This window comes from Cyanobium sp. L1E-Cus (assembly GCF_024345755.1).
GTDB lineage: Bacteria > Cyanobacteriota > Cyanobacteriia > PCC-6307 > Cyanobiaceae > Cyanobium_A > Cyanobium_A usitatum.
This window is the reverse complement of record NZ_JAGQBS010000005.1, coordinates 126340-152477: the sequence shown is the minus strand read 5'-3', so window position 1 is coordinate 152477 and position 26138 is coordinate 126340. Positions and strand designations below refer to the sequence as shown.

Annotated in this window: 30 protein-coding genes, 1 tRNA gene, 1 other RNA gene and 1 pseudogene; 12 read left to right on the top strand and 21 right to left on the bottom strand. The window is 62.5% G+C overall.

Annotated features, from left to right (window positions below; all coding sequences use genetic code 11):
* Positions 1-54: 54 nt before the first annotated feature.
* Both KBZ22_RS06730 and KBZ22_RS06725 read left to right on the top strand, forming a co-directional pair.
* A complete protein-coding gene (locus KBZ22_RS06730) occupies positions 55-243 on the top strand; it encodes a hypothetical protein (RefSeq protein ID WP_106501389.1) in 189 nt (62 codons plus the stop codon).
* Between the two features lie 90 nt (positions 244-333).
* Complete coding sequence (locus KBZ22_RS06725) at positions 334-528, top strand: ribbon-helix-helix domain-containing protein (RefSeq protein WP_106501390.1); 195 nt, start codon at positions 334-336, stop codon at positions 526-528.
* 37 nt (positions 529-565) lie between these two features.
* Here the strand turns inward: KBZ22_RS06725 and KBZ22_RS06720 are convergent, their stop codons facing one another.
* From KBZ22_RS06720 to KBZ22_RS06700, 4 genes are all read right to left on the bottom strand, one after another.
* Positions 566-871, bottom strand: a complete 306-nt coding sequence (locus KBZ22_RS06720) for a lysozyme inhibitor LprI family protein (RefSeq protein WP_106501391.1) — start codon at positions 869-871, stop codon at positions 566-568.
* Positions 872-2544: 1673 nt separating this feature from the next.
* A complete protein-coding gene (locus tag KBZ22_RS06710; RefSeq protein ID WP_127431949.1) occupies positions 2545-2997 on the bottom strand; it encodes a hypothetical protein in 453 nt (150 codons plus the stop codon).
* Between the two features lie 214 nt (positions 2998-3211).
* On the bottom strand, positions 3212-4288 hold the full coding sequence (locus KBZ22_RS06705; RefSeq protein ID WP_106501393.1) for a DMT family transporter: 1077 nt from the start codon (positions 4286-4288) through the stop codon (positions 3212-3214).
* A gap of 465 nt (positions 4289-4753) precedes the next feature.
* A complete protein-coding gene (locus KBZ22_RS06700) occupies positions 4754-5215 on the bottom strand; it encodes a hypothetical protein (protein WP_106501394.1) in 462 nt (153 codons plus the stop codon).
* A gap of 561 nt (positions 5216-5776) precedes the next feature.
* Here KBZ22_RS06700 and KBZ22_RS06695 point away from each other — a divergent pair.
* The gene (locus KBZ22_RS06695; protein WP_106501395.1) at positions 5777-5998 is read left to right on the top strand and encodes a hypothetical protein; all 222 of its coding nucleotides are present in this window, start codon (positions 5777-5779) and stop codon (positions 5996-5998) included.
* Positions 5999-6078: 80 nt separating this feature from the next.
* Here KBZ22_RS06695 and KBZ22_RS06690 read toward each other — a convergent pair whose 3' ends face one another.
* Entirely contained in the window at positions 6079-6234 is a 156-nt protein-coding gene (locus KBZ22_RS06690; protein WP_161956093.1) for a hypothetical protein, read from the bottom strand.
* Positions 6235-6563: 329 nt separating this feature from the next.
* Positions 6564-6863, bottom strand: coding sequence for a hypothetical protein (locus KBZ22_RS06685; protein ID WP_106501396.1), 300 nt, complete (start codon positions 6861-6863; stop codon positions 6564-6566).
* A 121-nt stretch (positions 6864-6984) separates the two neighbouring features.
* Here KBZ22_RS06685 and KBZ22_RS06680 point away from each other — a divergent pair, with 121 nt between their 5' ends.
* Both KBZ22_RS06680 and KBZ22_RS06675 read left to right on the top strand, forming a co-directional pair.
* A complete protein-coding gene (locus tag KBZ22_RS06680) occupies positions 6985-7131 on the top strand; it encodes a DUF2256 domain-containing protein (RefSeq protein ID WP_106501674.1) in 147 nt (48 codons plus the stop codon).
* A gap of 3 nt (positions 7132-7134) precedes the next feature.
* Positions 7135-7461, top strand: coding sequence for a YciI family protein (locus tag KBZ22_RS06675; RefSeq protein WP_106501397.1), 327 nt, complete (start codon positions 7135-7137; stop codon positions 7459-7461).
* Here KBZ22_RS06675 and KBZ22_RS06670 read toward each other — a convergent pair.
* The 6 genes from KBZ22_RS06670 to KBZ22_RS06645 all read right to left on the bottom strand — a co-directional run bounded on the left by KBZ22_RS06670 (position 7432) and on the right by KBZ22_RS06645 (position 12418).
* Positions 7432-7674 (bottom strand): hypothetical protein, encoded by a 243-nt coding sequence (locus KBZ22_RS06670; protein ID WP_106501675.1) that lies wholly within the window; start codon positions 7672-7674, stop codon positions 7432-7434. The two genes, KBZ22_RS06675 and KBZ22_RS06670, sit on opposite strands and share 30 nt — an antisense overlap.
* 49 nt (positions 7675-7723) lie before the next feature.
* Positions 7724-8815, bottom strand: a complete 1092-nt coding sequence (locus KBZ22_RS06665) for a CobD/CbiB family cobalamin biosynthesis protein (RefSeq protein WP_396094809.1) — start codon at positions 8813-8815, stop codon at positions 7724-7726.
* The gene (gene ilvC / locus KBZ22_RS06660) at positions 8815-9831 is read right to left on the bottom strand and encodes a ketol-acid reductoisomerase (protein WP_254969498.1); all 1017 of its coding nucleotides are present in this window, start codon (positions 9829-9831) and stop codon (positions 8815-8817) included. Before ilvC ends, KBZ22_RS06665 begins: the two co-directional genes overlap by 1 nt.
* A 29-nt stretch (positions 9832-9860) precedes the next feature.
* Entirely contained in the window at positions 9861-10463 is a 603-nt protein-coding gene (locus KBZ22_RS06655) for an ATP-dependent Clp protease proteolytic subunit (protein WP_106501400.1), read from the bottom strand.
* 83 nt (positions 10464-10546) lie between these two features.
* A complete protein-coding gene (locus KBZ22_RS06650) occupies positions 10547-11233 on the bottom strand; it encodes an ATP-dependent Clp protease proteolytic subunit (RefSeq protein WP_106501401.1) in 687 nt (228 codons plus the stop codon).
* A 30-nt stretch (positions 11234-11263) separates the two neighbouring features.
* Entirely contained in the window at positions 11264-12418 is a 1155-nt protein-coding gene (locus KBZ22_RS06645; RefSeq protein ID WP_106501402.1) for a PIN/TRAM domain-containing protein, read from the bottom strand.
* Between the two features lie 153 nt (positions 12419-12571).
* On the opposite strand from KBZ22_RS06645, the pseudogene hemW reads away from it, so the two are divergent.
* A pseudogene (gene hemW, locus KBZ22_RS06640) lies at positions 12572-13768 on the top strand (radical SAM family heme chaperone HemW); the annotation flags it as partial.
* Here hemW and panB read toward each other — a convergent pair.
* Positions 13725-14564 carry a 3-methyl-2-oxobutanoate hydroxymethyltransferase gene (gene panB, locus KBZ22_RS06635; RefSeq protein ID WP_106501676.1) on the bottom strand — a complete coding sequence of 280 codons (840 nt, stop codon included), beginning with the start codon at positions 14562-14564 and terminating at the stop codon, positions 13725-13727. The pseudogene hemW and the gene panB sit on opposite strands and share 44 nt — an antisense overlap.
* Before the next feature lie 45 nt (positions 14565-14609).
* On the opposite strand from panB, the gene ffs reads away from it, so the two are divergent.
* Positions 14610-14706, top strand: an RNA gene (ffs, locus tag KBZ22_RS06630) — signal recognition particle sRNA small type.
* A gap of 18 nt (positions 14707-14724) precedes the next feature.
* Here ffs and ftsZ read toward each other — a convergent pair.
* The 5 genes from ftsZ to miaB form a co-directional block, all read right to left on the bottom strand.
* Positions 14725-15864 carry a cell division protein FtsZ gene (gene ftsZ, locus KBZ22_RS06625; protein ID WP_254960908.1) on the bottom strand — a complete coding sequence of 380 codons (1140 nt, stop codon included), beginning with the start codon at positions 15862-15864 and terminating at the stop codon, positions 14725-14727.
* A gap of 119 nt (positions 15865-15983) precedes the next feature.
* Entirely contained in the window at positions 15984-16802 is an 819-nt protein-coding gene (locus tag KBZ22_RS06620) for a cell division protein FtsQ/DivIB (protein WP_106501678.1), read from the bottom strand.
* A gap of 22 nt (positions 16803-16824) precedes the next feature.
* A complete protein-coding gene (locus tag KBZ22_RS06615) occupies positions 16825-17235 on the bottom strand; it encodes a hypothetical protein (protein WP_106501403.1) in 411 nt (136 codons plus the stop codon).
* Positions 17232-18329 (bottom strand): D-alanine--D-alanine ligase family protein, encoded by a 1098-nt coding sequence (locus KBZ22_RS06610; RefSeq protein WP_255021483.1) that lies wholly within the window; start codon positions 18327-18329, stop codon positions 17232-17234. Before KBZ22_RS06610 ends, KBZ22_RS06615 begins: the two co-directional genes overlap by 4 nt.
* Before the next feature lie 33 nt (positions 18330-18362).
* Positions 18363-19736 carry a tRNA (N6-isopentenyl adenosine(37)-C2)-methylthiotransferase MiaB gene (gene miaB / locus KBZ22_RS06605; protein ID WP_106501405.1) on the bottom strand — a complete coding sequence of 458 codons (1374 nt, stop codon included), beginning with the start codon at positions 19734-19736 and terminating at the stop codon, positions 18363-18365.
* 138 nt (positions 19737-19874) lie between these two features.
* On the opposite strand from miaB, the gene KBZ22_RS06600 reads away from it, so the two are divergent.
* Together KBZ22_RS06600 and KBZ22_RS06595 are read left to right on the top strand one after the other, a co-directional pair.
* Positions 19875-20972 (top strand): dipeptide epimerase, encoded by a 1098-nt coding sequence (locus KBZ22_RS06600; protein ID WP_255021482.1) that lies wholly within the window; start codon positions 19875-19877, stop codon positions 20970-20972.
* Positions 20966-22027, top strand: coding sequence for a DUF1611 domain-containing protein (locus tag KBZ22_RS06595; RefSeq protein WP_255021481.1), 1062 nt, complete (start codon positions 20966-20968; stop codon positions 22025-22027). Before KBZ22_RS06600 ends, KBZ22_RS06595 begins: the two co-directional genes overlap by 7 nt.
* 48 nt (positions 22028-22075) lie before the next feature.
* Here the strand turns inward: KBZ22_RS06595 and KBZ22_RS06590 are convergent.
* Positions 22076-22148, bottom strand: a tRNA-His gene (locus KBZ22_RS06590).
* Positions 22149-22221: 73 nt separating this feature from the next.
* Complete coding sequence (locus KBZ22_RS06585; RefSeq protein ID WP_255021480.1) at positions 22222-22434, bottom strand: hypothetical protein; 213 nt, start codon at positions 22432-22434, stop codon at positions 22222-22224.
* Positions 22435-22595: 161 nt separating this feature from the next.
* On the opposite strand from KBZ22_RS06585, the gene KBZ22_RS06580 reads away from it, so the two are divergent.
* Genes KBZ22_RS06580 through KBZ22_RS06570 form a run of 3 tightly spaced genes read left to right on the top strand, consistent with a single transcriptional unit; the run spans position 22596 to position 25619 of the window.
* A complete protein-coding gene (locus KBZ22_RS06580; protein ID WP_255021516.1) occupies positions 22596-22967 on the top strand; it encodes a DUF4359 domain-containing protein in 372 nt (123 codons plus the stop codon).
* Entirely contained in the window at positions 22967-24247 is a 1281-nt protein-coding gene (locus KBZ22_RS06575) for an amidohydrolase family protein (RefSeq protein WP_255021479.1), read from the top strand. The genes KBZ22_RS06580 and KBZ22_RS06575 overlap by 1 nt, the downstream gene beginning before the upstream one ends.
* A complete protein-coding gene (locus KBZ22_RS06570; RefSeq protein ID WP_255021478.1) occupies positions 24240-25619 on the top strand; it encodes an FAD-binding oxidoreductase in 1380 nt (459 codons plus the stop codon). Before KBZ22_RS06575 ends, KBZ22_RS06570 begins: the two co-directional genes overlap by 8 nt.
* On the opposite strand, the gene KBZ22_RS06565 is transcribed toward KBZ22_RS06570, so the two are convergent.
* Complete coding sequence (locus KBZ22_RS06565; protein ID WP_255021477.1) at positions 25603-26097, bottom strand: pentapeptide repeat-containing protein; 495 nt, start codon at positions 26095-26097, stop codon at positions 25603-25605. The two genes, KBZ22_RS06570 and KBZ22_RS06565, sit on opposite strands and share 17 nt — an antisense overlap.
* Between the last annotated feature and the right edge of the window lie 41 nt (positions 26098-26138).

Genomic DNA, 26138 nt, shown 5'->3' with positions numbered 1-26138 from the left:
CATTCTTTCTTCCATTAGTCAACTGCCAAGAATCCACGACTTCGGTGACAGCAAATGGTTGCCCACAACAACAATAGTGACCGCTACCAATTAAACCCAGATAGTTTTCCACGTCGCATAGACCTTGAGGTCTCAGAAGAGGTGCTTGCCTACCTGCAACGGATTAGCGACAGGACTGGTAGGTCCATCGACCAAATCGCTGCCGCCATCATTGCCCAGAATGCCGAACAACATGATTCTTAACTGTTTGACCTTTAGTTATAAATGTCCACGGTTACTGGTATCTCGTGCTAAAGTAATAATGGCGTTTTGCTGAGGTTAGGGGAGCGGCATATGAATGTCTCTTCAGAGGTTGATGAAGATCCGAGCAAGGAGACTATTTCCCTCTCTCACAAGCGGATTACAGTTACAATTTCCGTTGCAACAGCGAGGAAACTAATGATGAGAAGTCGTGCGGAAGGGAGATCTTTGAGTAATCTTGCTTCGTATATTCTGGAGCAAGCATTGGCAAGTGATTCTCAAGACTGAAAACAGTGCTCTGCACTCTTAGTCAACGAAGAAGAGATCAGTGCGCCTGTAGCAGTGCCCGATTGAGGTTGTCGTCGCACCCCACCACTAACTGCGGGTAGATGCTGCCTTCTTTGTAGGCGGCATAGGCGTGAGCACAGACCGCTCGGGTTGTCTCCTGCCACTGCTTAAAAAGTGCCTTGGGCACCTTTTGCTTCAACTGGTCTGTGGATTGCTCCCAGGACTGACCAGCGCAATAGCGCATCTCCACGGTGTTCTCTCCAGGGCACTGGATCTTGGGTTCCTGGGCGTGAATAGCAGCGGGGAGCAGGAACACGCCTGTGACGACCAGCAGGTGCTTCATCGGAATCTTCTGGCGCTGCTTGAAGGGTATGGACGCTTTCCGCTGTTGGCGACTGCCTTGGCGGTAAGGGACTCAATGGACTCCTTGACCCCACCACCTCAGGGCGAGTAGTACAGGTGTATCTGCTTTTGTGCGATGCCTGCTGCCCGCCCTGTGCCACCTGCCGTCTCCTCTGAGGAATGGGAGTTCCTTGAGTGGAATGTCCTCAAACCATCCCGCTCCTCAAGCGTCTGTATCACCTGTCAGCACTTTCGCTACGAGGTCGGCAGGCACTGCGTCACCCTGCTGACCTGTCCGATTCATCAGGGTCTGATCCCCCAAGGTGAGCACCTGACCAGGCGGTGTTCCCAGTGGGTGCCAAGGCAGGAGGTGGCGGTTGGGTGGTGTTCTGAAGGTGGGTAGTGCTTTGAGTGTGTCCGCCTGAAGACCTGCGGCAATCACCCCATGGCGTGAGTGTAAATGCCTAATAGCGTTAGGGAGTCGTGATGAGCGACGGGAAGCATGTCCCTGGCGGAGTCGAACACGCCAGGGATTTTTTTGTGAACAAACCTTGCCCATGCTCGCGCTCAATACCAGTGCCTGACTGAAATATCCCTCTATGGCGGTGTTCGACCCGTCCATAGGTCGAGGAAGTGGGCGGAGATTTCGTCCCCGTTGCTCACGCCCCACTCCTCTCTCTCTTCGCCCGAACACCGATGAAGAGCGTCATTGCTACTGGTCTGACGGGCGTTCTGGCATCCCTTGCTCTGATGACCAGTTCTGCCCTTGCTCAGCAGATGTTCCCTGCTGGCGGAAGTGGTGGGACCTCCTGCCCAGGCGGTTCCAGTTACAAGGGCAGCGGGTATTGCCTTGCCACCAAACCAGGGCAGCAGTTCTTCCCTGCTGGTGGCAGTGGCGGCACCTCCTGCCCAGTAGGTTCCAGTTATGCGGGGTCTGGTTACTGCAAGACGCGCTGACCCTTCCGATTCATCAGGGTCTGATTCTCCAAGGCGAGCACCTGACTAAGCGGTGCTCTCAGTGGGTGGTATCGCAGGAGGTCAAGCGTGGGTGGTGTCCTGAGGGTGGGTGAGTGATGTTGGGGTAGGTTAGATGCCCAGATTTGTTCTGGCGCAAGCGATTTGCGTCTTCCGTCGAGTTCACGGAAGGAAATAGATGGTGGGGTAAATGTTGGGGTAATTCGTACCCCAACACCTGAAAAAGGTCTGAGAGAGTCCGTATAAGACCGAACTCGACGGACACCCTCTCCGCTTCTCAAGAGTTTTCAAAGGGTCTGGTTCGTCCAGACCCTTTGTTGTATCTGGATTTTTGGGGAGTAGGTGGTCCAGGTGAATCCACCTAAAACCAAAAATATCTGCACATTTTGCGGTTCAATCCTTTTGATCTGCTGTCAGCGCCTCTCTGTGATGGGTTCCCACTCCGCCTTCATTCCGATGTCTGGTGCGCCCGATTCCTTGTTGGTCTTCTCCACCCACTGCGCCCTGACGATCCTGTGACCTTTGAGGGCTTGGCGCATTCCTGGTGGCGCCTGGGCAGCGGCGCAGGAGTTGCCTCCATTGCTGCAGGCACTGGATCCCGACTGGTTTGCCTTAATCCCGCAACCACCCATCACCAGCAACCCAAGGCACAGTGCAAAAATTTTTGCTCGGCGTAATTCGGAACCCACTCGTATGTCTTCAGTCAAGGAAGAAATAAGTCAAATGAATACCTTTCCCGACATATTCGTGCTTGACTCCACCCTCGTAGAAAGTCCCTCTGTAGAAGGCGGGTATAGTTTTAGCGTTTCCAGGCGGCGTGATGATTTTTACATTACAGGTTTGCACCTTTTCTGAGATCTTTTTGCAGGACTCAAGATTTCTTGTTATTTCGTAGACCGAGTGATCTGCGAAAGTAATCATATCAAAGGATTGCTTTTCAGTTGTGGCACCTGCAATAGGAGTGATCGCGCAGTAGTCACGCTTGCCATTTCTTTCGCAATTGGGGGAAAGCTGTGCATTGGCGTTTGGGAGTACCGTTGCTGCATAACCGCCCAGAACTGCGATGGCGGCAACAGTTCCAAAGTGACTCTTCAAGTTCATGACCTGTGTTTGCTGAGTGATAGCGGAGTCTTCGCTGGAGGAATACCGCATTTTGCAAAACTAAACCTGTCTCCTTTTGTCCTTGGTTGTTCGCCAGCGTCCTCTCTCAATCATCACGCCGCCTGCTGATTCTTCTGCCAGACCCGCTCCGGCGCCAATTGCAAAGACCGACAGTGGTCACGAATCCCGTTTCCAAGCAAGGGAACAGCAGGGTCTGCCCACGGAGGTTTTGGAGTTTTGTCGGGTTGACGGTCACACCACTCCCTTAGTGCTGGTGACGGTGGTGCCCATCGCTGACATGCGGATGGGCATGGGCAATAGGTTCGTGCCGATGCGGATGAGAGTGCCAGTAGGCACCATCTGTTCGCACCCCGTTCGCTTCGTCATTGGGATGCTGGTGGGCATGGTGCTGGTCCTGGTCGCCAGGGTTATGGAGGTGTTTGTGTTCATGCCACACCTCGTCATGGCGATGCCAATGTGCATGGTCTTCATTGAGCAGCAGTACAACTCCAACCACCATCAAGACGCCAGAGGCAATCATGTTGGCGCTGAGTGCTTCTTTGAGGGCAAGGACAGCAAACCCTGCTCCAACAAATGGTGCCGTCGCAAAAATCACTGATTCCCTGGCAGCGCCCAACTCCCGCAGCGCCAGCAGATCCAACCAGATCGAAAGTCCATATCCGATTCCGCCAATCGCCAGGAGCACCACGACCTCCATGGGGGTTGGGAACCTTGCCCCTGTTAGTCCTGCCAGCAGCAGCATCGGCACTGATGCTCCAACCGATTTCAGTAAAGCGATCTGCATCGGGTCTCTGATGCTCAGGCGCTGACTGATGTTGTTGTCTATGCCCCATCCAAGACACGCCAGGGCGATAAATACCGCTCCATGAAGGGTCGTTCCTGAAGCGGTGCCGCTCCCGATGACCAATGCCCCAGCAATGATTAGTGCCGCTGCCGCAGTGCCTTTGCCGCTCAGGTGTTCCCTGCCAATCAGGACAGCAATCCCCATCGTGAACACCGCTTCCAGGTTCAGCAGCAAGGACGCAGAACCCGCTGACAGGAGTGCCAACCCGCTGACCAGGCAGATGGGAGCAGCAATGCCGCCAAGCAGGGTCAGCAACGCCAGCATCCCCAGGTCCTGGCGCTTGACCGAACTCTCTTGAGTGCTTTGCCCCCGCACTGCCCTTGCCGTCAGCAGTGCCAGTGCAGATCCCCCATAGAGCAGTCCCGCCAGGGCAAGCGGCGATCCTGCTGAGGTCAAGGTGCTGACCAGCGGGGCGCTCAGACCAAAGATCACTGCAGCAAGCAGACCTTTGAGCAGTCCTTGGCGCCGGTGGTCCATCTATCAATCCTAAATCCAGTCTCCGTATTGGATCAAGGCGATTGCCGCCTGCGTATCTGCTCTTGTGCGATGCCTGCTGCCGTTCCTGTGCCACCTGCCCCATTCATCAGGGTCTGATTCCTCAGGGGGGAATCTCAGGTTACAACAGCACCGAAGTCGGAATCGGAACCTTCTGTTGAGTTACACGAATCTTTGCCCCATGGCATCCCACTCAGGTTCAGTGAATCTCGTCTGGTTTTGTGAGATGTTTTGTTAGATCTCAAGATGAGATTGCTGTCTTTTTTCTCCTAATCCATTCCAGGGCAACCCATGTTGTTTTCAAATCGAATCCCACCCTCTCCGCTTATGCAGAGACCAGTTTCATTGTTTCCTCACTGACACGGATGCCGAACTGCTTTGGAGCACCGGGATGGTCGTTTTAACAATCGTTGCTTGCCTGATAGAGCCAAGCAGGCTATGGCTCTATCAGGCAAATCGTGACACCTGCCATTCGGCATTGCCTTTGCTTTGCGTAAGATGAATGATGTTTTCAAAATCTTTCTCGTCCCGCCATTTGAGTTCAGCATTAATGCTAATATTGTCAGGCGTAATATTATTATTTAGGCTTAAGTGTTCTGCTGCAAATTCCAATATTTTTAATGCCTGGGGTAGCTGGGAGAGCCATCGGTGATGCTTGTTTTCGTATTTTATCTCAATTGCAATATGCTCAATCGCAGCATTTAGCGCAGTTGGGTCGTCAATTAATTCCTCTTTGCTTTGAGTGCCATCGCCGCAAATATTGATATAGAAGTATATGCTTCCTTTGATTGCAGGTGCTTTTAGGATGCTATCGCTACCAATTTTGGTAAGTAGTTCCCTATGCTCTTCAACCGTCTCCTCGCCAAGGCGACTGCCTAACTGCTTTGGAGAGCCTGGCTGTTCGTTCATAACCGCTGGATCGTGTGGTTGTAGTGTGGCAGGGCATGGAGGGTTGCCAGGTCAAGGGAGGAGAAGCCTGCGGAATGTTCAACTGGTTTCCGCTGTATATATCGCTACGGCGCTCTTATGAATTTGCTTTAGAAAGGATGAATTCAGCGGAGTCGGTATGGATTTCTCTGGTTCGCCCTCGCTTCTTGTCTTTGTCGCCCTAGTGGGGCTTTTAGTTGTCGAAGTGGTTCTCAAGTTTGGCGCCTGACGTATTATTTTTTGGTTTAAATCAACCACAGTGGTGTTCAGTCCAGGAGGCGCCGATATTCCATGCAGCGAGTGTAAACGCCTAAAAGCGTAAGTGAGTCGTGATGAGCGACGGGAAGCATGTCCCTGGCGGAGTCGAAAGCGCTAGGGATTTTGTGAGCGAACCCTGCTTCTTTGGCATTTTTGGCAGGTTTTCGAGTGCCAGTTGTGGAATTGAGTTGGTGATCGCAGCAGTAGCCGGTCTGTGGGTTTACAGGGGATTTCCTTTTCCTGCTTCCTGCGGCATCCTTGGGTTGAATTCCATCACTACTTAAGATGAGGGACGACGATTTCTCTTTGGTCGACGACGATGCCAATGATGTGGAGCTGCCTGTCTTTGATATGGGCGCCGAGCACTGGCAGGAGGAAATTGATTTTCTAGAACAACGTCTTCGTGGCGAGCAGGGCGATATTGATAAGGACGATAAGGAGACCTGTAAGGAGGCACTGGCAATCGCCAAGGAGAACCTTGCGAATTGCTTAAGGCGTCAAAAGTAATATCCTTGTAATTTTAGACGTTGCATGTTGCCCAACCACTTGTTCAGGGGCCAATAGCTAATCGGAATTGATTTTGCGAGTCAAGCACGGACGTTCACTTTGCTGTAAAGCGAACAAAACTCTTCTTTGCCTGAATCCATGGCATGGGCCATTGAGTTGAGCACATACTCAAGATCTTCGGTTGCTAGCTCGCCGAGCGAATTCCAGTTTAAGGCAAACAGAATTGAAGAGTCCATGGCAGGGTGTTGAGGCCACCCTGATGCAAGGACGACTGATTTAATGTCTGCAAACCATAACCCCATAAGCCGTCAAAATGGGATTTCAGCACATCCCATGGTCTTAAGAAATTAAGTAGCAGACGAAATATCGCTGCGCTGCAGTGGATTTGGAGAGTTTGAATACTATGCGACTTGGAGCAAATATATTTTTCTACTTTTTCTTAGCATTAGCGGTGTGAGTATTAGAGGTTGATATTTGCGTATAGCAAAATTTATGCTGATCCTAAGATGCTTTTCTCGATGAAGTTATCGACTTGCCGATTCTGGTTCTGGTCCGAAACCTGACTTTAGTAGTTGTCGCCGTACTTGACTTCGGCTGATGCATTCATAAGTTCTACAGTCGTTTGGAAGCCCTGCGCCACGGTTACCTCGTGTTGGATGCCGATGTCCCTTAATGCAGTTACGTCGTATTCAGGAGCGGTGATCCAGCTGAATCCTTTGCCAAATGTGTTGTCAGGGTTGACCACATACCAATGGCAAGCGGTGTCTGGAACTGCCACCGAGCATTTGGTCCAGTCGTTGTCCCATTGGGGGACTTGAACAAATGAAAGGGCCGCAAATAAGAAACCAAAAATGCTTAACAACATGGCCGTCTTATGAAATCTTCACAATCCTACTACGGTTAGGTCGCTTTTTGTCGTTTCCCTGATCTGGATTTGGGTTCGGTTGCCTAAATTTCCATCCCTGATCTGCGTCGAGCCCCTGGAGATGCCCCACCACGAGAACCGTCCCACCAAAATCTGCCCCGTTTGTGAGCGGCCCTTTCAGTGGCGGCGCAAGTGGAGGGATGTTTGGGATGAGGTGCGCTACTGCTCAGAAAGGTGCCGCCGGCAACGCACCGCCAAAGAGGTTTAAAAGATGCGCCTCACCTTTGTGAAGTTGGAGCTGGGTCTGGTTTCTAAGCCCCAATTCGACGCCGTGATTCCAGCCCATCTGGCCTGGCTGGCAGAACTAGAACGCAAGGGCCATGAGCCCCGCAGTGGTTATTGGGCCGATCGGGTCGGCCGCAGTGGCGATGGGGCTGGCGGCATGTTGCTGTTTACGGCAGCCAGTTGGGAAGAAGCGGAGGCCCTTGTTCGAACAGATCCGCTGATCGTTCAGGGATGCGTCAGTTGGACGCTGCATCAATGGGCGCTGGTGTTTCCGCCAGCAGGCCTAGCTGTGAAACAGCAACACCAGACCTGAATTGAGCTGGTGAAACTCCCGCTCTTCGCGACTTAGATCGAGCCCTACCTGCAGACCTTCCTTGAGGGCATCTTCATAGGGAGGAGCTGTTGGCGCTGCCCCGGCTTGCCACAGGGCTGCAATCCCTACAGGTGTGGCGTGCCAGCTAAAGCAAGGGGTTAGCCCGATGTTCGGCTCCTTGAGGGCATCTTCGAGCAGCTCGCGAATTGCCATGTTCTCCATGATCTGCTTGCAGCTTCGTCAGGGGCAGGGGCAGGGGCAATCAGCTGAGAGTTTTCGTGATGAACGCCACTGCAGCGGCAGCAGTGAGCCATATCAGCTCAAGCCGCCGATTTAGTTGCAGCATTTGCAGTACCGCCGCCTGATCCGGCGCTGGCAGCCCAGCGGCAAGCAGGGGCTTGCGATGCATTTGGCCGCCATAGCTATTGCTGCCCCCCAGCTGCACCCCGGCGACGTGGGCGTAGGCGGCTTGGGATAGCCCCGCATTTGGTGAGGGGTCGGCGGCGCCATCGCGCCGGGCCGCTGCCAGTACCCCAAGGCTGCGGCCTGGCTGGCCAGCCGCCAGCGGCAGGCTCACCGCCACCAACCGGCAGGGCAGCCAAACCAGTAGGTCATCGAGGCGGGCTCCCGCCGTGCCCAGCCAGCGCAGGCGCCCGCGGCGGTAGCCCAGCATTGAATCCAGGGTGCTCGCTGCTTTGAAGCCCCAGGCCAGGGCCAGGGGGCCGGGCCATGAGGGGTTGAGGCTCCAGAGCCCAGCCCCCAGCAGCATCCAAAACAGTGGCGCAAACAGACCGTCCACGCCGTTCTCGCTGGCCGTTTCGGCCAGGGCCCGCAGGATTTCCGGGGCGTCGAGATCGGCCGTGTCGCGGCCCACTATCCAGGCAAGGGCCCGGCGGGCTGGCTGAAGGGCTGCCTGGGTTGGGTTGTCGCCAGAGTGGTCTGTCTGGTTTTGTTCTATCTGGTTTTGTTCTGTCTGTTTCTGTACAGCTTGTACGGAATTAGGCAGAGCTTTCAGTACCCCACCCACCGCTTGCTCGAGGCTGCGGCCGGCAAGAGCGCTGGCCAGGGCCACCACCAGCAGCGGCGTAGGAGCCAGCCGCTCCATTCCCCAGCCCGCCAAGACGCTGCAGCCCACTAGCACCAGCGTGATCAAGCCGCCCGCCAGCCGCAGCTTCCAGGCTCTGTTGCCCGCCCAGGCTTCAGCGCCGCGGCGCAGCACGGTGATCCACCAGCCCATGACCACCACCGGATGGGGACACCAGCGCGGGTCCCCCATTAGGCGATCGAGGGCGCAGGCGAGGACAACCAGCAGCAGGGGGTTGCTGAACAGTTGATTGCTGAGCAGGGGCTGGATCAGGCCGTTTTCAGCCAGCTGAACATTGAGCGCAGGCCCTTGCCCACCTGCTCAATCGGATGGGCCGCATCGCGCTCGCGGATTTTGGTCATCTCCGGCTTGCCGGCGTCACACTCGGCCACGAAGTTGCGGGCGAAGGTGCCGTCTTGGATGTCGGTGAGGATGCGCTTCATCTCCGCTTTGGTGTCGGCGGTGACCAGGCGCGGGCCGCTCACGTAGTCGCCGTACTCGGCGGTATTGGAGATCGAATCGCGCATGGCCGTGAGGCCGCCTTTAACCATCAGATCGACGATCAGCTTCACCTCGTGCAGGCACTCGAAGTAGGCCAGCTCGGGCTGATAGCCAGCCTCCACCAGGGTTTCGAAGCCGGCCTTGACCAGCTCGGAGAGGCCGCCGCACAGCACGGCCTGCTCGCCGAAGAGGTCGGTTTCGGTCTCTTCTTTGAAGTTGGTTTCGAGGATGCCAGCTCTGGTGCCGCCGATGCCCTTGGCGTAGGCCATGGCCAGCTCACGGGCGTGGCCGCTGGCGTCCTGCTCGATGGCGAATAGGGCCGGCACTCCCATGCCGTTCTGGTATTCCCAGCGCACGGTGTGGCCGGGGCCTTTGGGGGCGATCATCACCACGTCCACATCCGCGGGCGGCTTGATCAGCTCGAAGCGGATGTTGAAGCCGTGGGCGAAGCTCAGCACCTTGCCGGCGCTGAGGTGAGGTGCAATTTCCTTGTCGTAAACAGCCTTCTGGAATTCATCGGGCAGCAGCACCATGATCCAGTCGGCCTTGGCGCAGGCGTCGGCGACGCTCAGTACTTCCAGGCCATCGGCCTTGGCTTTTTCTGCCGAGCGGCTGCCTTCGTAGAGCCCAACGACCACGTTGACGCCGCTGTCCTTGAGGTTCAGCGCGTGGGCATGGCCCTGGCTGCCGTAGCCAATGATGGCCACCGTCTTGCCATCAAGCAGGGAAAGGTCGGCGTCGGTGTCGTAATAGAGCTTGGCCATCGAGGCGTCGGTTCTGGACAGGGCAGAGGCTGAGCTTACGCAGGCGCCCTTCAGGCCTCGCTTGGGTGGGCGATCACCCGATCGATCAGGCCGTACTCCTTGGCCTCGGCGGCGCTGAGGAAGTAATCGCGGTCGGTGTCCTTCTCGATCTTCTCGAAGGGTTGGCCAGTCATGTCGGCCATGGAATGGTTGAGCATGTCCTTGATGCGCAGGATCTCCTTCGCCTCAATTTCGATGTCACTGGCTTGGCGCTGGCTGGTGCCGCCCAGAGGCTGGTGAATCATGATCCGGCTGTGGGGCAGGGCCAGCCGCTTGCCCTTGGTGCCAGCGCCCAGCAGGAAGGCGCCCATCGAGGCGGCCAGACCCACGCAGATCGTCACCACGTCGCTCTTGACGTACTGCATGGTGTCGTAGATCGCTAGGCCCGCGGTCACCGAGCCTCCGGGCGAGTTGATGTACAGGTAGATCGGCTTGGAATTGTCTTCCGAATCCAGATAGAGCATCTGGGCCACCAGCGCGTTGGCCACTGCGTCGGTGACCTCCGAGCCCAAGAAGAGAATTCGCTCCACGCCCAGCCGCGTGTAGATGTCAACCCAGCGCTCGTACTGGCTGCCGGGGAGGCGGTAGGGAACGCTGGGGGTGCCGATGGGCATGGGTTTGGTTGGGGTGGTCGGTGGAACGCGGGGTGCCTGGGGGGGGGGGGCTGGCTGCCTGACGGTGGCTGCCAGAAGGTGGCTCAGCCCAGGCCGGCTGCCGTGGCCGGCGGAGCGGTTGGAAGGTCTTTCAGGCTCGTGAGTACCCGATCGATCAGTCCGTACTCCTTGGCTTCCTCAGCGGTGAAGTAAGTCATGCGGTCGGAATCGCGCGACAGCTGCTCCACCGACTTGCCGGTGTTGAGAGAAAGCATCTCCAGCAGGGTGCGCTTGTTGTGCAGCACTTCCTGGGCCCGGATCTGGATGTCGGTTGCCTGGCCGCGGGCGCCGCTGCGGGGCTGGTGCAGCACGATTGAGGCGTGGGGTAGGGCGGCCCGATGGCCCTTGGTGCCAGCGCTGAGGATCATGGCTGCGGTGCCCATTGCTTGGCCGATGCAGATGGTGTGCACCGGCGGCTTCACGTAGCGGAGCGTGTCGGCGATGGCGAAGGCTTCGGTTTCAAAGCCAACGGCGTCGCCGGTGTACCAGCTGGTGCCGGTGGAGTTGATGTAGAAGAAAATTGGTTTCTCCGGATTGTCAAACTCCAGGTAGAGCAGCTGGGCAATGATCAACTCGGTGACGTCAATGCCCATCTGGCGCTTGGCGTCGTCGTCGCTGAACAGGGGCAAGCCCAGATAAACGATTCGCTCCTTCAGCAGCAGGCTGGGCAGATCGGGCGGCGGCGTGCGCATGGCCGCGGAATCGCCGTAGTAGGGGGCTGAAACCGACATCCGCGGTTGATGGAAGCAGGTTTGCGGAGCCTAGCGGGGGCCGTCCGCCTGCGGATTGGCCTTGCTGCGCTCTTGCCGTGGTTTGCGCTTGGCGGTGGCCTCCCCATTGGCCTCGGCTGGGGCTCCTTCGCCCCGGGCGAAAACGATCCGGCCAGTGGGGTTTTGCAGGGCTCCGGTGACCACCACCGGCAGCCGCTCGCCAATGCGGCCCCGGGCGCCTTCCACCACCACCATGGTGCCGTCGTCGAGGTAGCCCACGCCCTGATCGGCCTCCTTGCCATCGCGGGCGATCTTGAGCTGTAGCTCGTCGCCAGGCTGCACCTCGGGCCGCAGGGCGATCACCAGCTCGCTGAGGTTGAGCACCTTGAGATCCTTCACCTCAGCCACCTTGGCCAGGTTGTAGTCGGCGGTGAGCAAGGTGCCGCCGGTGTCGGCGGTGAGCAGCAGCAGCTTGTCGTCGACGCCGTTGCCTTCGTAGCGGGTGCTGTTGACCACCAGCCGCCGGCCGTACTGCTCGCGCAGCTCGCTCAGCAGCTTGAGGCCGCGGCGGCCCCGGCCGCGCTTCTCGGCGTTGCCCGAGTCGGCCAGGGCCTGCAGCTCATCGATCACGCTCTGGGCCACGATCACCTGGCCCTCCAGCAGCCCTGAGGCGAGCAGGCCGCGGATGCGGCCATCAATGATCACGCTGGTGTCGAGGATTTTGGCGCTGGCCGGTTGCAATACCCCATCGGCCACCAACATCGCCTCCGTGCTGCTGGGGTTGAACAGGCGCAGCAGGGTGCGGCCATGCACCTCGGCCAGGTTGTAGCCCGATACGCCGAAAAAGACGTTGCTGAGCACCGCCGCCAGCGGTTTGACGAAGATCACCTCCCAGGGCAGGGGCAGCAGCAGGATCGGCGCCAGCAGCAAGTTGGCCACCAGCAGGCCGAGGATCAGGCCCACGGCGCGGCTTACCAGCAGGTCGGTGGGCATGGTGCGCACCTGCTGCATCAGTTTGCGCCGCAGCTGCTGGAAGAAAACTCCAGCGATCACTCCAAAGAAGGCACCGAAGCCGCCCAGCACGGTGCGCAGCCCTTCTGGTTTGTCCACCTGCAGCAGCAGCTGCTCGGGCAGCAGGTCTACCCCCAGCCACCCGGCGGCGGCGCCAGAGATCACAAACAGGATCAGGATGAGGGAGTCCACCATTCCCGTCGTGCGTGGCTACCCAACTGATCTGGGATGCAGCATGCCTGATTTCGGTGCCTTTGGCCTGAAGGGGTTTCCGCACCTGTCGTTGTGACTGCTCAATTTCCCCATCCAGTTTCAGTCCCAGCCCCAGCTCCAGGCCTGGCAGCCGCCCTGCTCTGGCCGCCGCGCAGTGCCTATTTGCACATCCCCTTTTGTCACCGGCGTTGCTTTTATTGCGACTTTCCGGTGGTGCCCCTGGGCGACCTTGCCGGCGGGGAAGCGCCGGCGCCGGGGTCGGCCTCGATTGCGGCCTACCTCAGCCTGCTGCTGCAGGAGATTGCCGCCTCGCCCCCCGGCCCCCCGCTTGCCACGGTGTATTTCGGTGGCGGTACGCCCTCCCTGCTGACGCCCCCCCAGCTGGAGTCCCTGCTGGCGGCACTGAGCTGCCGGTTTGGCCTGGCTCCTGGAGCTGAGATCAGCCTGGAGCTTGATCCAGCCAGTTTTGACCAGGATCGCCTGGCTGGCTATCTGCAGGCCGGGGTAAACCGGGTGAGCTTGGGCGGCCAGAGCTTTGACGATGCCGTGCTCGCCGGGCTGGGTCGCCGCCACCGCGGCGCGGACCTGCTGGAGGCCGCCGGCTGGCTGGCCCAAGCCCTGGGCGGCGGGGCCCTCAGCAGCTGGAGCCTGGATCTGATCCAGGGCCTGCCGGGTCAGGACCTGGGCCACTGGCGCCGCCAACTGCGGCAAGCCATTGCCCTGGCACCGCCCCACCTTTCCGTCTACGACCTCACCCTGGAGCCCGGCACCGTGTTTGCCCAGCGCCACGATCGCGGCCAGCTGCAGCTCCCCGATGCCGACCTAGGCGCCGACTTGATGGAGCTCACCTGGGCCGAGCTCAGCGCCGCTGGCTACGGCCACTACGAGATCTCCAACTTCGCCCTCCCAGGCCATGCCTCCCGCCACAACCGCGTCTATTGGAGCGGCGCCGGCTGGTGGGGCTTTGGGATGGGAGCCACCGCGGCGCCCTGGGGCGAGCGCCTGGCCCGGCCGCGCACCCGCGAGGCCTACGCCGACTGGTTGGCCCAGCCGGGCTCGTCGCCCGCTAGCGCTGGTCAGGCTTGCCCAGGAATGCCGCTAGATGAGCGCTTGCTGGTGGGGTTGCGCCGCCGCGAGGGGGTTTCCATGCCCGCGCTGCTGGCCCAGGCGGGTCTGGGGCCAGCGGCGCTTGTGGCCTTGCGCAGCCACTTGGATCCCTGGATAGGTGAGGGGCTGCTGCGGATTGAGGGGCCCCGCTGGCGACTCAGCGATCCAGCTGGCCTGGCCCTCAGCAATGGGGTGCTGAGGGAGCTACTGGCTTGGTGGCAGGAGCAGGAGCAGTTGCTTGGGCAGGGTGACGCTGGCTGGCGATCCAGCCTTGCAGCGCTGCCACCCCCAGGGCACGACCCTGCAACAGCGGCGGGCTGAACGGGGGCTGGCGGCTGGTGAGCCCCAGCAGGTCTGCCGTGACCCGAACCTGGCCATCACAGCCCTCGCCGGCGCCGATGCCTATCACCGGTAGATCCAATTCCTGTTGCAGCAAGGCGCCCAAATCGGCGGGCACGTGTTCAAGCACTAGGGCGAAGCAACCCGCTGCCTGCAGGGCCAGGCCTTGGCGCCGCAGTCGCTCGCGGCTGACCTCATCGTTGCCCTGGCGGCGGTAGCCCAGCCGATGAACCGACTGGGGGATCAGGCCGATGTGGCCCATCACCGGTATTCCGCTGCGCACCAACCGGTCGATCAAGGTCAGGGTCTCAGGCTCGGCGCCTTCAAGTTTCACAGCGGCGGCGGGGGTCTCCTTGAGCACCCGGCCGGCGGCAGCTACTGCGTCATCTGGGTTGCACTGATAGCTGAGGAAGGGCAGATCGCAAATAAGCAGGGGCATCTGCCCAGGGCCGCAGCTGCTGGCCAGGCCGCGGGCCGTGGCCCGGGTGTGGTGCAGCATCTCCTCGAGGGTCACCGGCAGCGTGGTGGCGTGGCCCAGCACGGTCATCGCCAGGGAATCCCCCACCAGCACCGCATCAGCGCCCGCCTCGGCCACCAGAGCGCCAGAGAGGGCATCCCAGGCCGTAAGCATCGTGATCGGCAGGCCAGCCTGCTTGCGGCTCGCCAGATCAGCGGGGCGCAGGGGCACGGGCTTCGGTGCGGGTGATGCCATTGCTAACATCTAGTCGACTCGGACCCATGCGGCTCTGACGCCCAAATCTGGTCAGGACCGGAAGGGAGCAGCCACACGGGATGCTCAGGGCAGGCGTGGAATCCGGGTCACCCCAATCACAAACCGCTGACTAGCTTTCCTGGCTCTGGCGGTTGAGCAGGAATGGCGGGATTTTGGCGCCCCGTTCCTCCTGGGTGCTGTTGAACAGGGGAGTTCCGGCAAAGCTGACCACGGTGCGCTCGGTGCGGTAGGGGGCGCCGCTCTCGAAGCCGGTGGCGATCACGGTCACGTGGATTTCGCCCTCGAGGCGTTCATCCACCACGGCACCCACAATGATGTTGGCGTCAGGATCGACAACCTCGTAGATCACTTCAGAGGCGGTGGTCATGTCCTCGAGGGTCATGTCTTTGCCGCCGCTGATATTGATCACACAACCCTTGGCACCGTCGATGCGGGCCGATTCCAGCAGGGGGCTGCTCATCGCCGCCTGAGCCGCCTCAAGAGCGCGGGAGCGGCCGGAGCCCACCCCGATGCCAAGCAGTGCGGTGCCGGCGCCAGCCATCACCGAGCGCACGTCGGCGAAGTCGACGTTCACCAAGCCAGGCCGGGTGATGATGTCGCTGATGCCCTTAACACCCATCCGCAACACGTCATCGGCGGCGCGGAAGGCCTCTTGCAGGGGGGCGCCGGCAATGGCATCGCGCAGGCGATCGTTGGGGATCACGATCAAGGTGTCCACGCTCTCGGCCAGCCGGGCAATGCCCTCTTCTGCCTGACGCAGCCGCTTGCGACCTTCAAAACCGAAGGGCTTGGTGACGATGCCTACGGTGAGGGCGCCAACTTCCTTGGCGACCTCGGCAAGGATTGGTGCTGCGCCGGTGCCGGTGCCACCACCCATGCCAGCGGCGATGAAAACAAGGTCGGCACCCTGCAGTGATTCCTGCAGTTCGGCCCGGGACTCTTCCGCAGCCTTTTGGCCGATTACCGGATTACCGCCGGCACCTAGGCCGCGAGTCAGTTTTTGTCCGAGCTGGATGCGCTTCTGCGATGCCGACTGCAGCAGCGCCTGGGCGTCGGTGTTCAGCACCCGGTAGCCCACACCCTGGAGGTCGGAGGCAATCATGCGGTTCACCGCATTGCTGCCGCCACCGCCGACCCCGATCACTTCGATGCGTGCCGACTGGCTCGGCACAATCTCGCCTGAAACGCCGCCAAAGGACGGATCGTTTGAGGCCTGGACACCGTTTGACTGGGAAGAGCTTTGGGTCATAGCGGCATCGGGGGTGACGGTGCGAACAATCGGCGACTGCATTATGTCGGCGTTTCCTTGCCTGGATCAGGAGAGTGTCTCACCTTTGCGGGTTTCCTGGCATGTCTCTGCTGGATTCCTTACGGCTCCCTGCTGGCGGCAGCCTGGCCAGGGGTGGAGGGTAGGCCCAGCTCGGGTTGTTCTGGATCGCTGAGATCGATGGATTGCAGCTGGCGGCCCTTCACCTTCGCCGGCAGTTCCTGTTGCAGGTGACGGAGCACTTCAAGGCGCCGCCCCAATTGGGCATCAGCCGGCCCGAGGCGCACCTTGCCGAGCCGCTTGCTCTGCAGCCACAGGCTGCTGTCTGGTTCAAAGCGGATCTGGGTGATATCTCCACCAATCCGCCCCCGTTGTTCGAGTACCAGGGCGAGGGCCGGGCGGTAGCGGGCCTGCCAACCCAGCACCAGTAAGCCGGAACTGGCTTTGGCTGCGGCCCCCTGGCCCTGGCCAATGCTCATCCAGTGGCCGAATCGATCGACATAGCCCTGCTCGCTTCCCTTGGCGGTGCGTCGCTGGGCCCTGGCTACCGCCTGGCGGTCGACCAGTTCAACCCGCAGCCGCGGCGGTGCCATCAGCCGACTCACCCGCACCTGTTCCACCGGCAGGGCACCGGCCAGCACATCGGCGATGCGTTTGGGGTGCAAGCCCAGCAGGGGTTGGGGAAAAGTCAGGCGGACGGCTTGTACCACCTGGTCGGTTCCCACCTGCTGGCTGCCCACCACCTCCACCTGGTCGGGGCCGGTTAGTACCCAGCCCTGACGCAGCAGGCCGTAGCCCAGGCCGCCGGCGAGGGCTAGCAGCACAAGGAAACGCCAAAGATTGCGCAGGCGCTCTCGGCGCCGCTGCTGGCGCAGTTGGCGCCGCCGCTCCGATCCAGGTTGGAGAGGGGTGGCACTCACCGCAACAGGCTCCACTCCTGGCTCACAACTCGCAGCGCGAGCGCGACATCAGCTCATCGATCCAGCGCCGGGCCCGCTCTGAATCGGCGAAGGGCAGGTCTTTTTGTTCGCCACCACCCACTAAGCGCAGTCGGCAAGCCCCCTGGCTCTCTTCGGTGAGGGGCGCCTCGCCCGAACCCAGCGAAAGCAGCTCAACCAATTCGAGCTGCTTAATCACAAAAAAGTCATCTTGTTTGAGTTGACCGGCTTCGAAGGAGCACCAACTCAGCAGGCCATCCACCAGCCGGGCGCCGCCGCAGCTGTCGAGTTTGGCCAGCTCGGAGCCCTCGGCCCATTCGCGAAACAAGCGCTGCCGCCGCCGCTCGAGCCAGCCCAGGGCGGTGAGCAGTACGAACACTAAAAGCAGTGGCAACCAAAGCAGGCCGTGACTCATGTCGAAGGGCCTCCACTAGATACCTGCAAATGCCATTCTCGGGCCCCTTCGATCAATTCGCGCACCAAGGTGGGCAGGGCCACACCCGTGGCGGCCCAGAGCATCGGGTACATGCTCTGGCTGGTAAAGCCCGGCAGGGTGTTGATCTCGTTGAGCCACAGTTCGCCACTGGCTTCGCAGAAGAAGAAGTCAACCCGCGAAAGCCCCATGGCACCAACGGCCTCACAGGCCTCTATCGCCATGCCCCGGCAGCGTTCAGCCACCGCCTCTGGCACCAGCGCCGGGATCACGGTGTGGCTTTTGCCCTCGCTGTATTTGGTTTCGTAGTCGTACCAATCGGCTTCAAAGCAGATTTCGCCCAGCACCGAGGCCTGCAGGGGCTGGTGGCCGCCGCCCCGCACCGCGCATTCCAGCTCGCGGGCCGTCACCCCCTGCTCCACCACCAGCCGCGGATCAAGGGCGGCGGCAAGCTTCAGACCGGCCTGCAGGCTGGCCCGATCAGTGGCCTTGCTGATGCCCACCGAAGAGCCGAGGTTGGCTGGTTTCACGAAGCAGGGGTAGCCGAGCTGGCTCTCCAGCTGGTCGAGCAGGGGGTCGTCGTTTTGGGCCGCTGCGCTCGCTGACACGCAGGCATAGGGCACCTGGGGCAGGCCGGCGGCGGCGAAGGCGGCCTTCATCGCCTGCTTATCCATGCCCACTGCCGAGCCCAGCACACCCGAACCCACATAGGGAACCTGCATCAGGGTGAACAGGCCCTGGATCGTGCCGTCTTCGCCGTTGGGGCCGTGCAGCACCGGCAGCCACACATCGATCTCTAGGGCGCCGGCAGGTAAGCCCCGGAATCCAGGCGGCGGCAGCGGTTGGGGCAGTTGCTCGAGCCGGGCCGGGCTGCCCTGGAGCAACACAGCATCGGCCAACTCAGCTCCCCACCAGCGCCCTTCGGGATCGATGTAGAAGCAATGCAGCGCGTAGCTCGACGCGTTTTCGGCATCCCGCATGGCCGCCGCCACCGTGGCGGCGGAACGGATTGAGACGGCATGTTCGCCGGAGGCCCCCCCAAAGATCAGACCAACGGCGATGGGGGTGGGAGTCATGCCGGCCGGTATGGGACCCAGGGGGCCCAAAACTCAGGCCAGTTTGCCGCTCAAGGAGAAGGCGCGCACCTCTTCGATTTGCACCGTTACTAGGTCGCCCGGTTTGATCGGGCTGCCATGGGCGTTTTGAGCGGGGAAAAAGGTGAGCCGGTTGGTGCGGGTGCGGCCCATCACCTGATTGGAGTTTTTGGGATTGCTGCTTTCCACCAGGATCTGCTCACAGCGGCCGGCGTAGCGGTTGCTGCGCTGCTGGGCGGTGCGCTCCACCAGGGCGTTGAGCTCCTGCAGGCGTTCCACCTTCACCGCCTCACTGAGCTGGTTTGGCCAGTCGGCTGCTGGGGTGTTGGGCCGCGGCGAGTAGGCGGCGGTATTCACCAGGTCGAAGCCGATCTCCTCAATCAGGGCCAGGGTGCGGCGGTATTGGGCGTCGCTTTCGCCGGGGAAAGCCACGATCGCATCGGCACTGATCGAGGCATCGGGCATGCGCTCACGGATGCGCTCAACGATGCGGCGGTAGCGATCCACCGTGTAGCCGCGGGCCATGGCTTTGAGCACGTCATCGTCCCCGCTCTGGAAGGGCACATGGAAGTGCTCGCACACCTTGGGTAGGTCGGCGCAGGCATCGATCAGCCGCTCGGTGAAGTAGCGCGGGTGGCTGGTGGCAAAGCGGATCCGCTCAATTCCGGCCACGTCGTGGACGTGATGGAGCAGGTCGGTGAGGGTGTGGGCGCGGCGGCCTTCGGGGGTGATGCCGGGCAGGTCGCGGCCGTAAGCGTCGATGTTTTGGCCCAGCAGGGTGATCTCCTTGAAGCCGCGTGCCGCCAGGCCCTGCATTTCCAGCTTGATCGCTTCGGGCAGCCGCGACTGCTCCTGGCCGCGCACCGAGGGCACCACGCAGTAGGTGCAGCGCTCATTGCAGCCGTAGATCACATTCACCCAGCCGCATACCTGGCTGTCGCGGCGAGCGGTGGTTATGTCTTCAAGGATGTGCTGCTCACCGGTGGCTAGCACCTGCTGACCCTGCTCCACCTGGGCCAGCAAGGTGTCCAGCCGGTTGGCGTGCTGGGGGCCCATCACCAGATCCAGCTCGGGCACTCGCCGCAGCAAAGATTCGCCCTCCTGCTGGGCTACGCAGCCCGCTACCACCAGGGTGAGGTTGGGGTTGATTCGCTTGCGTTGGGCCTGGCGGCCTAAGTAGCTGTAAACCTTCTGCTCGGCGCTATCGCGGATTGTGCAGGTGTTGTAGAGAACCAGATCGGCGCTGTGCTCATCTGTGCCGGCCCGGTAGCCCATGGCTTCCAGGATCCCTGCCATGCGCTCGGAATCCGCCTTGTTCATCTGGCAGCCAAAGGTGGTGATCCAGTAGCTGCCGCGGGGGACGTTGGTGCTGAGGTTGGTGGCCGTCATGCAACTAGTTTCGGCCATCAGGGTTGGCGGCTGGCGGGAAAAGGGACCTGTTCTGGTGTCCTGGAATCTGTACACGCTGTACGGATTCCAGGACGTGTGCCAGACCCGTGTCAGCTTGAGGCCAGCGCCTTAGCTCTGATGCAGCTTCGCCTGCAACGCTTTCAGCTCACCAAGGCCGTGCCCCTGGCCATCAGCCGCGGCACGACGGCTGCGGCGGAGCACCTGCTGGTGAGCCTTGAGCACGACGGGCTCACGGGCATAGGCGAGACCGGCGGCTTCGATACCGGCCACCGCCATTACGACACCGATGCCGTTGCTGCGGAGCTGGAGGCGGTTGCCCCCCAGCTGGTCGCCCTGGCGCCTGAGCCCCTGCAGGCCCTGGAGCCCCTGCTGGCCGCCCTGAGCCCCCCGGCCCGTTGCGGCTTGGATCTGGCCCTGCACGACTGGTGGGGCAAAAGGTTGAACCAGCCCCTGCACCGGCTCTGGGGCCTGGATCCAGGCGCCTGTGTCGCCACCAGCGTCACCCTTGGCTTAGGTACGCCCGAGGCTGTCCTGGCGCGGCTCGAGCGCTGGTGGCTGCAGTTGCCTGCCACCCGCATCAAGCTCAAGCTGGGCAGCCCCGCTGGCATCGCCCACGACCTGCCCCTGCTGGAGGGGGTGGCTACCGCCCTTGAGCGGCGGCGCCAGCAGACGGGTAGCGCCTGCGAGCTGCAGGTGGATGCCAACGGCGGCTGGGATCTGGCCACAGCCCGGGCCATGCTCGAGCCCCTGGAGCGGGCCGGCGTGGTGCTGCTCGAGCAGCCCCTGGCGCCCCTGCTGGATCCGGAGGCTGACAGCGCTGGTTTTGCGGCCTTGCATGGCGAATCCCCCCTGCCCCTGGTGGCCGATGAGAGCTGCTGGCAGCTGGCCGATCTGCTGCGGCTGGCACCCCACGTAGATGGCATCAACATCAAGTTGCTCAAGAGCGGTGGCCTCAGCGAGGCCCTGCTGCTGGCCCAGGCTGCTCGCCGCCTGGGTTTAGGGGTGATGGTGGGGTGCTACTCGGATGGCGCCCTGCTCAATGGCGCGGCAGCCCAGCTGCTGCCCCTAGTGACCTGGCCCGATCTCGATAGCCATCTCAACCTGGTGGACGACCCCTTCACCGGATTGACCCTGGAGGGAGACGTGCTGATTCCGCCAGCGGGCCCCGGCCTTGGCATCAATCTGGGTATCTCCATGGGGCAGGCGTCATGTTGAGCCCAAGCGCTCCGGTCGTGCTGCTGCTCCACGGCGGCCTCGACGACCTCAGCGGCAAGACCGGTTTGGCGATGTTGCGCTATCGCAGTGGGCCGATCGTGGCGGTGATCGATCCGGCTTTCGCTGGCTTCGACCTGCAGCAGGTGAGCGGCATTGAGCGGGCTGTGCCGGTGGTGGCTGATATGGCGGCGGCCCTGGCCTACGGGCCCGAGGTGGCGGTGGTGGGGCTGGCCCCCTCCGGCGGCCGTCTGCCACAAGCGATGCGGGCCGATCTGCTGGCGGCGCTGGAGGCGGGGCTGAACCTGGCCAGTGGCCTGCACAGCCGCCTTGGCGATGATCCCGAGCTGGCTGCCGCCTGCAGCCGAGCCGGCCAGTGGATCTGGGATCTGCGCCAGGAGCCGGCTGGCTTGGAGGTGGCCGCAGCGCGCGCCGCTGCCCTGCCCTGCCGCCGGGTGCTGGCCGTGGGTTCGGATATGGCCGTGGGCAAGATGAGCGCCTGCTTGGAGTTGCAGGCTGAGGCCAGGCGCCGCGGCCTTGATGCCCGCTTTGTGGGCACGGGTCAGGCAGGCATCTTGATTAGCGGCCAGGGCGTGGCCCTCGATGCCGTGCGGATTGATTACGCCGCCGGTGCCGTGGAGGCGGCCGTGTTGGCCGCCGCCGTTGGGGCCGGGCCGGAGGCGTTGCTGCTGGTGGAGGGCCAGGGGTCGCTCTGCCATCCGGGCTCCAGCGCCACCTTGCCCCTGCTGCGCGGCAGCCAGCCCACCGAACTGCTGCTGGTGCACCGCGCTGGCCAGAGCCACGTGCGCACCCGGCCAGGGGAGGTGCCGGTAGCGATCCCGCCCCTGCCCGAGTTGATCGCGGCGCTGGAGGCCCTGGCGGCCTTGGGGCGTCCCGATGGCCTGCGGCCGCGGGTGCGGGCCGTGGCGCTCAACACCGCCCGATTGGACGCCGCCGCAGCTCAGCTTGCTGTTGCCGCCACCGCGGCCGAGCTCGGCTTGCCCTGCGCCGATCCGGTGCGGCATGGGGCTGGGGTTTTGCTGCAGACGCTGCAGTAGTCACAAAAAAGCCGCCCCAAAAGTGGTGGGGACGGCTAGGGAATCAAGGGCGAGCGAGGGGATTCGAACCCCCGGATGGCGGCACCACAAGCCGCTGCCTTAACCGCTTGGCGACGCCCGCCGCACCCTTGGAATGTAGCAAGTCGTGGCCTGTCAAGGCTTCTCACCCGTTGCGGCGACCTGCTTCAGCACAGCTACCGCGGCCTCAGCCACAGGATCGGAATTGCTACCAGGCAGAGAATCCCTGCGCTTGTTTGCAGTTCGGGCAGCACGCCGGCCACTGGCACCAGCAGCGGCGAGCGCAGCCAGGGCCCGACTAGGTCGCGTAGAAATGCTTCTGAGTCGGCGTCGAGCAGGGCTGCTGCCAGGGCAGAAAGAAAGGCCGTGCCAATGAGCTTCTGGTCCATGCCCTTGCCCCTGGGCTCGCATTAGACAGGACGTTGAGGGTTGGGGCAAGGCGCCTGCCGTGGCGAGCAAAGGGTGCCAACCTTGATTGCCTGCAACTTTGAACCGTTTGGTCTGCCGTTCGGACACCCCGGCCCGCTTTGCATGGGCGCCTGGCTTGATCGTGCTCGCCCTAGCCGCTGGCGGGCTTGCCCTCACCAATCCATCCCCTGCCGATTTCCGAGCCTACGCCAGTGATCGCCTAGTGGAAGAGATCAGCAAGGAGCTCTGCGGTGATGGCGGCGTGCCGGTGCTGTTGCGGATGGCGATCAACAACTGTGTGGGGCTTGTTCAGGCCCAGCGAGCGGCCTTGGCGGCCGTGGTGCTCAGCCACACCCGCCGCCGCAACTACGGCCTGTTGAGTGTTTTCGAAAGTGAGCTTGGTGGCCAATCGCTGCTGCGCTGGCAGGTGCCTCGCTTTCGCTCCACCGTGGTGGGCGTAGCCGGTCAATTTGTGTTGATCAGCGCTGCCACCGACCGTCCCGAGAGCCCCTAGTGGAGCTGCGCCTGCCCCGGGGGCTGCTGGATCCGCGCCTGGGCGGAGCCGGGTTTCGCGCCGATGCGGATGGGCTGGTGTCCCTGAGCATCGCTTTCGAGGCGGGACGGATCACGGCCATTTCGCCCCTGCCCGCCCAGGCGGTGGCGGCCAGCCTGCCCCTGGCCCTAACTCCCCTGATTGAGCCCCATGCTCACTTGGATAAGGCTTTCAGCGCCGCCGCCTTTCCCAACCGGGAGGGCACCATGGCGGCGGCCTTCGCTGCTAACCAACGCGAATACGCTCAGCGCAGCTTTGAGCAGGTGGCTGAGCGGGCTGAGCGGGCCTTGGAGCGGGCCTGGCGCAACGGCGTGCGGGCGATCCGCAGCCATATCGATAGCGTGGGGGCTGGGGCCGAGCCCAGCTGGGAAGCTCTGTTGGCGGCCCGTGAGCGCTGGCGCGAGCGGCTGGAGCTGCAGCTGGTGGCCCTGGCACCAATGGGCCATTGGCTCACGGCGGAGGGGCAGTCCCTGGCCCGGCGGGTGGCCGCTGGCCAGGGGCTGCTGGGTGGGGTGATCGGGCCGCCCTATGGCCAGGGTGCCGCTCGCCGCAGCGCCGACCGCGAGGCCCTGTTGGCCCTGCTTGACCTGGCGGAGCGCCATGGTTGCGGCGTGGATCTGCACGTTGATGAGGCCGATTCCTGCCCTGGTGAGGGGGTGGCGATGGTGGCCCAGTTGGTGTTGGAGCAGCGCCGCGCCGTGGCGATCACCTGCAGCCACGCCAGCAGCATGGCCCTGTTGCCGCAACGCAACTGCGACCGGCTGGCGGATCGGCTGGCCGCCGCCAATATCGCCGTGGTAGCCCTGCCTACCACCAATTTTTGGCTGCTGGGGCGCCGGCCCGGGCGCACCCCCTGGCGGCGGCCCCTGGCGCCGATCCGCAGCCTGCAGCAGGCGGGTGTGAGGCTGGCTATCGGCGGCGACAACGTGCAAGACCCCTGGTATCCAGGTGGTGATTTCGATCCCATTGAGCTGCTGCGCTGGTCGGCGCCGCTCTGCCAATTGGTGCCCTGGCAGCGGCTGGGCCTGGCCCCCTTCAGCACCGCCGCCGCAGCGGTGCTGGAGCTGGCCTGGGATGGGGTAGTGCGGCTTGGGGCCCCAGCCGATTTAGTGCTGCTTGGGGCTGGTAGCTGGGGGGAGCTGCTGGCCCGGCCGCCCCAGCGGCGGGTATTGCGTCAAGGCGTCTGGCTGCCGCCGCCCGAAGCTGAGAAACCTTCCCCCCTTTTGCCACCCCATGGCTGAGCGTTGCCCTGAGGACCAGATCACTGCTCTGGCAGCTGAGCTGCGCCGGTTGGATTCGACCCTGCCGCTGCTCGGGGCCGAGTCGCCGCTGGAGCTGGAGCGGCTCTCCCGCGACTATTACGACTACTCGCCGGTGCTGGTGCCCCTGCTGCAGGGCTGCCGCGCCCAGCTGGTGGCCAGAGCCACCACGGTGGAGCAGGTGCTGCTGGTGGCAGGAGCCTGTGCTCGCCAGGGCGTGCCCTTGACGGTGCGGGGTGCCGGCACGGGCAACTATGGCCAGTGCGTGCCTCTGCAAGGCGGCCTGGTGCTGGATCTCAGCGGCCTCAATCAGCTGCGCCAGCTGGATGAAGCCACCGGCGTGCTCGAGGTGGAGGCAGGCGCCTTGATGGGGGCGATCGAGAAGCAGTTGGCCCCCCGGGGCCGGGCCCTGCGGCTGGTGCCCAGCACGGTGCGCAGCGCCAGCATCGGTGGTTTTATCGCCGGTGGCTCCGGCGGCATCGGCTCTCTGCGCTGGGGTTTTCTGCGCGATCCCGGCAACCTGCTGGGTTTGGAGGTGGTAACTCTCGAGCCCGAGCCGCGGCTGCTGCAGCTCGATGCTGCGGCCAGCGCCCCGCTCAACCACGCCTACGGCACCAATGGCATCATCACTGCCCTGCGGCTGCCCACCAGCGAGGCGGTGGTTTGGCAGCAGCTGGTGGTGGGTTTCGAGCAGTGGGGGCAGGCCCTGGCGGCGGCCCAGGCACTTACAAGCACGGCCTTTGAGCTCAATGCCATCACCGTGCTGGAGGCGCCGCTGGTTAGCCAGCTCCCCTGGCCGGCGGGCTGTCCGGCGCCCGAGCCTGGTGAGCAGCGCCTGTTGTTGCTGGCCGCCCCCGCTGCCCTGGAGGTGTTGCCGAGCTGGCTGGCGGCCCGGGGCGGAGCGCTGCGCTGGCAGGCCCCCCAGGGCCAGAGCCGGGGGCTGCCGCTGCGGGAGCTCAGCTGGAATCACACCACCCTGCATTGGCGCGCCCAGTATCCGGATTGGACCTACCTGCAGATGCTGCTGCCCCAGCCGGAGGCCCCCTGTCTGGAGCGCCTGCGGCAGCAATGGGGCGACGACCTGCTTTGGCACCTGGAGGCCGTGAGGCAGCAGGGTGCGGCCCGGCTGGCGGCCCTGCCGCTGCTGCGCTGGCGCGGCGAGGAGGCCCTGCAGCAGCTGCTAGACGATTGCCGCCGCTGCGGTGCCGTGTTGTTTAACCCCCACGTGATCAGCGTCGAAGATGGCGGCTTGGGTGTGATCGATGCCGACCAGGTGGCAGCAAAGGCCGCCTACGACCCGGCCGGCCTGCTCAACCCCGGCAAATTGCGCGGCTGGCTTAACAGCCCAGGCTGAGGCGGGTGTCGGCGCCTGTGATCGGGTTGGTGCCTTCGGCATCGCGGCAGAGGGAGCGCTGGTCTACCCGGTCGATCAGGGCGTCGCTGAAGTCGGCATCGGTGACGTTGGCGCCGCGGAAGCTGCTGCCTGAAGCGATCGCCCCGGTGAGAATGGCTCCGCTGAGATCGGCTCCGGAGAGGTCCACCTTGTCCATCAGGGTGCCGCTGAGATCGGCACCGGCGAAATTGGCATTGGGGAAGGCCGCCTGGGTGAGGATCGCCCCGTGCAGATCGGCGCCGCTGAAGTTGGCATGCCGTCCGGTGGCCCCAGCGAAGGAGGTATTGGCTAGATCCTGGCCGCTGAAATCCTGCTCGTTCTGGTTGGTGAGCGTGTAGTCCACGCCGGAGAAGTCGGCCGCTGCCGGCAGTGGAGAAAGCAGTAGAGAAAGCAGTGGAGACAGCACCAGCAGCAGCCCCAGGGCTAGGGAAAGGGCCACTGATTTCCCTATTGATTTCCCTGTTGATTTCCCTATTGATT

Excerpts from the sequence above, each read along its gene's own strand:
- KBZ22_RS06690 (WP_161956093.1), bottom strand. The coding sequence starts at position 6,234 with ATGGACTCTTCAATTCTGTTTGCCTTAAACTGGAATTCGCTCGGCGAG.
- KBZ22_RS06730 (WP_106501389.1), top strand. The coding sequence starts at position 55 with ATGGTTGCCCACAACAACAATAGTGACCGCTACCAATTAAACCCAGAT.
- KBZ22_RS06720 (WP_106501391.1), bottom strand. The coding sequence starts at position 871 with ATGAAGCACCTGCTGGTCGTCACAGGCGTGTTCCTGCTCCCCGCTGCT.
- KBZ22_RS06585 (WP_255021480.1), bottom strand. The coding sequence starts at position 22,434 with ATGGACCAGAAGCTCATTGGCACGGCCTTTCTTTCTGCCCTGGCAGCA.
- KBZ22_RS06610 (WP_255021483.1), bottom strand. The coding sequence starts at position 18,329 with ATGACTCCCACCCCCATCGCCGTTGGTCTGATCTTTGGGGGGGCCTCC.
- KBZ22_RS06685 (WP_106501396.1), bottom strand. The coding sequence starts at position 6,863 with ATGTTGTTAAGCATTTTTGGTTTCTTATTTGCGGCCCTTTCATTTGTT.
- KBZ22_RS06710 (WP_127431949.1), bottom strand. The coding sequence starts at position 2,997 with ATGCGGTATTCCTCCAGCGAAGACTCCGCTATCACTCAGCAAACACAG.
- KBZ22_RS06725 (WP_106501390.1), top strand. The coding sequence starts at position 334 with ATGAATGTCTCTTCAGAGGTTGATGAAGATCCGAGCAAGGAGACTATT.
- KBZ22_RS06695 (WP_106501395.1), top strand. The coding sequence starts at position 5,777 with ATGAGGGACGACGATTTCTCTTTGGTCGACGACGATGCCAATGATGTG.
- KBZ22_RS06655 (WP_106501400.1), bottom strand. The coding sequence starts at position 10,463 with ATGCCCATCGGCACCCCCAGCGTTCCCTACCGCCTCCCCGGCAGCCAG.
- KBZ22_RS06645 (WP_106501402.1), bottom strand. The coding sequence starts at position 12,418 with ATGGTGGACTCCCTCATCCTGATCCTGTTTGTGATCTCTGGCGCCGCC.
- KBZ22_RS06680 (WP_106501674.1), top strand. The coding sequence starts at position 6,985 with ATGCCCCACCACGAGAACCGTCCCACCAAAATCTGCCCCGTTTGTGAG.
- KBZ22_RS06595 (WP_255021481.1), top strand. The coding sequence starts at position 20,966 with ATGTTGAGCCCAAGCGCTCCGGTCGTGCTGCTGCTCCACGGCGGCCTC.
- KBZ22_RS06670 (WP_106501675.1), bottom strand. The coding sequence starts at position 7,674 with ATGGCAATTCGCGAGCTGCTCGAAGATGCCCTCAAGGAGCCGAACATC.
- KBZ22_RS06615 (WP_106501403.1), bottom strand. The coding sequence starts at position 17,235 with ATGAGTCACGGCCTGCTTTGGTTGCCACTGCTTTTAGTGTTCGTACTG.
- KBZ22_RS06675 (WP_106501397.1), top strand. The coding sequence starts at position 7,135 with ATGCGCCTCACCTTTGTGAAGTTGGAGCTGGGTCTGGTTTCTAAGCCC.
- KBZ22_RS06600 (WP_255021482.1), top strand. The coding sequence starts at position 19,875 with ATGCAGCTTCGCCTGCAACGCTTTCAGCTCACCAAGGCCGTGCCCCTG.
- KBZ22_RS06705 (WP_106501393.1), bottom strand. The coding sequence starts at position 4,288 with ATGGACCACCGGCGCCAAGGACTGCTCAAAGGTCTGCTTGCTGCAGTG.
- KBZ22_RS06650 (WP_106501401.1), bottom strand. The coding sequence starts at position 11,233 with ATGTCGGTTTCAGCCCCCTACTACGGCGATTCCGCGGCCATGCGCACG.
- KBZ22_RS06570 (WP_255021478.1), top strand. The coding sequence starts at position 24,240 with ATGGCTGAGCGTTGCCCTGAGGACCAGATCACTGCTCTGGCAGCTGAG.
- KBZ22_RS06700 (WP_106501394.1), bottom strand. The coding sequence starts at position 5,215 with ATGAACGAACAGCCAGGCTCTCCAAAGCAGTTAGGCAGTCGCCTTGGC.
- miaB (WP_106501405.1), bottom strand. The coding sequence starts at position 19,736 with ATGACGGCCACCAACCTCAGCACCAACGTCCCCCGCGGCAGCTACTGG.
- ftsZ (WP_254960908.1), bottom strand. The coding sequence starts at position 15,864 with ATGACCCAAAGCTCTTCCCAGTCAAACGGTGTCCAGGCCTCAAACGAT.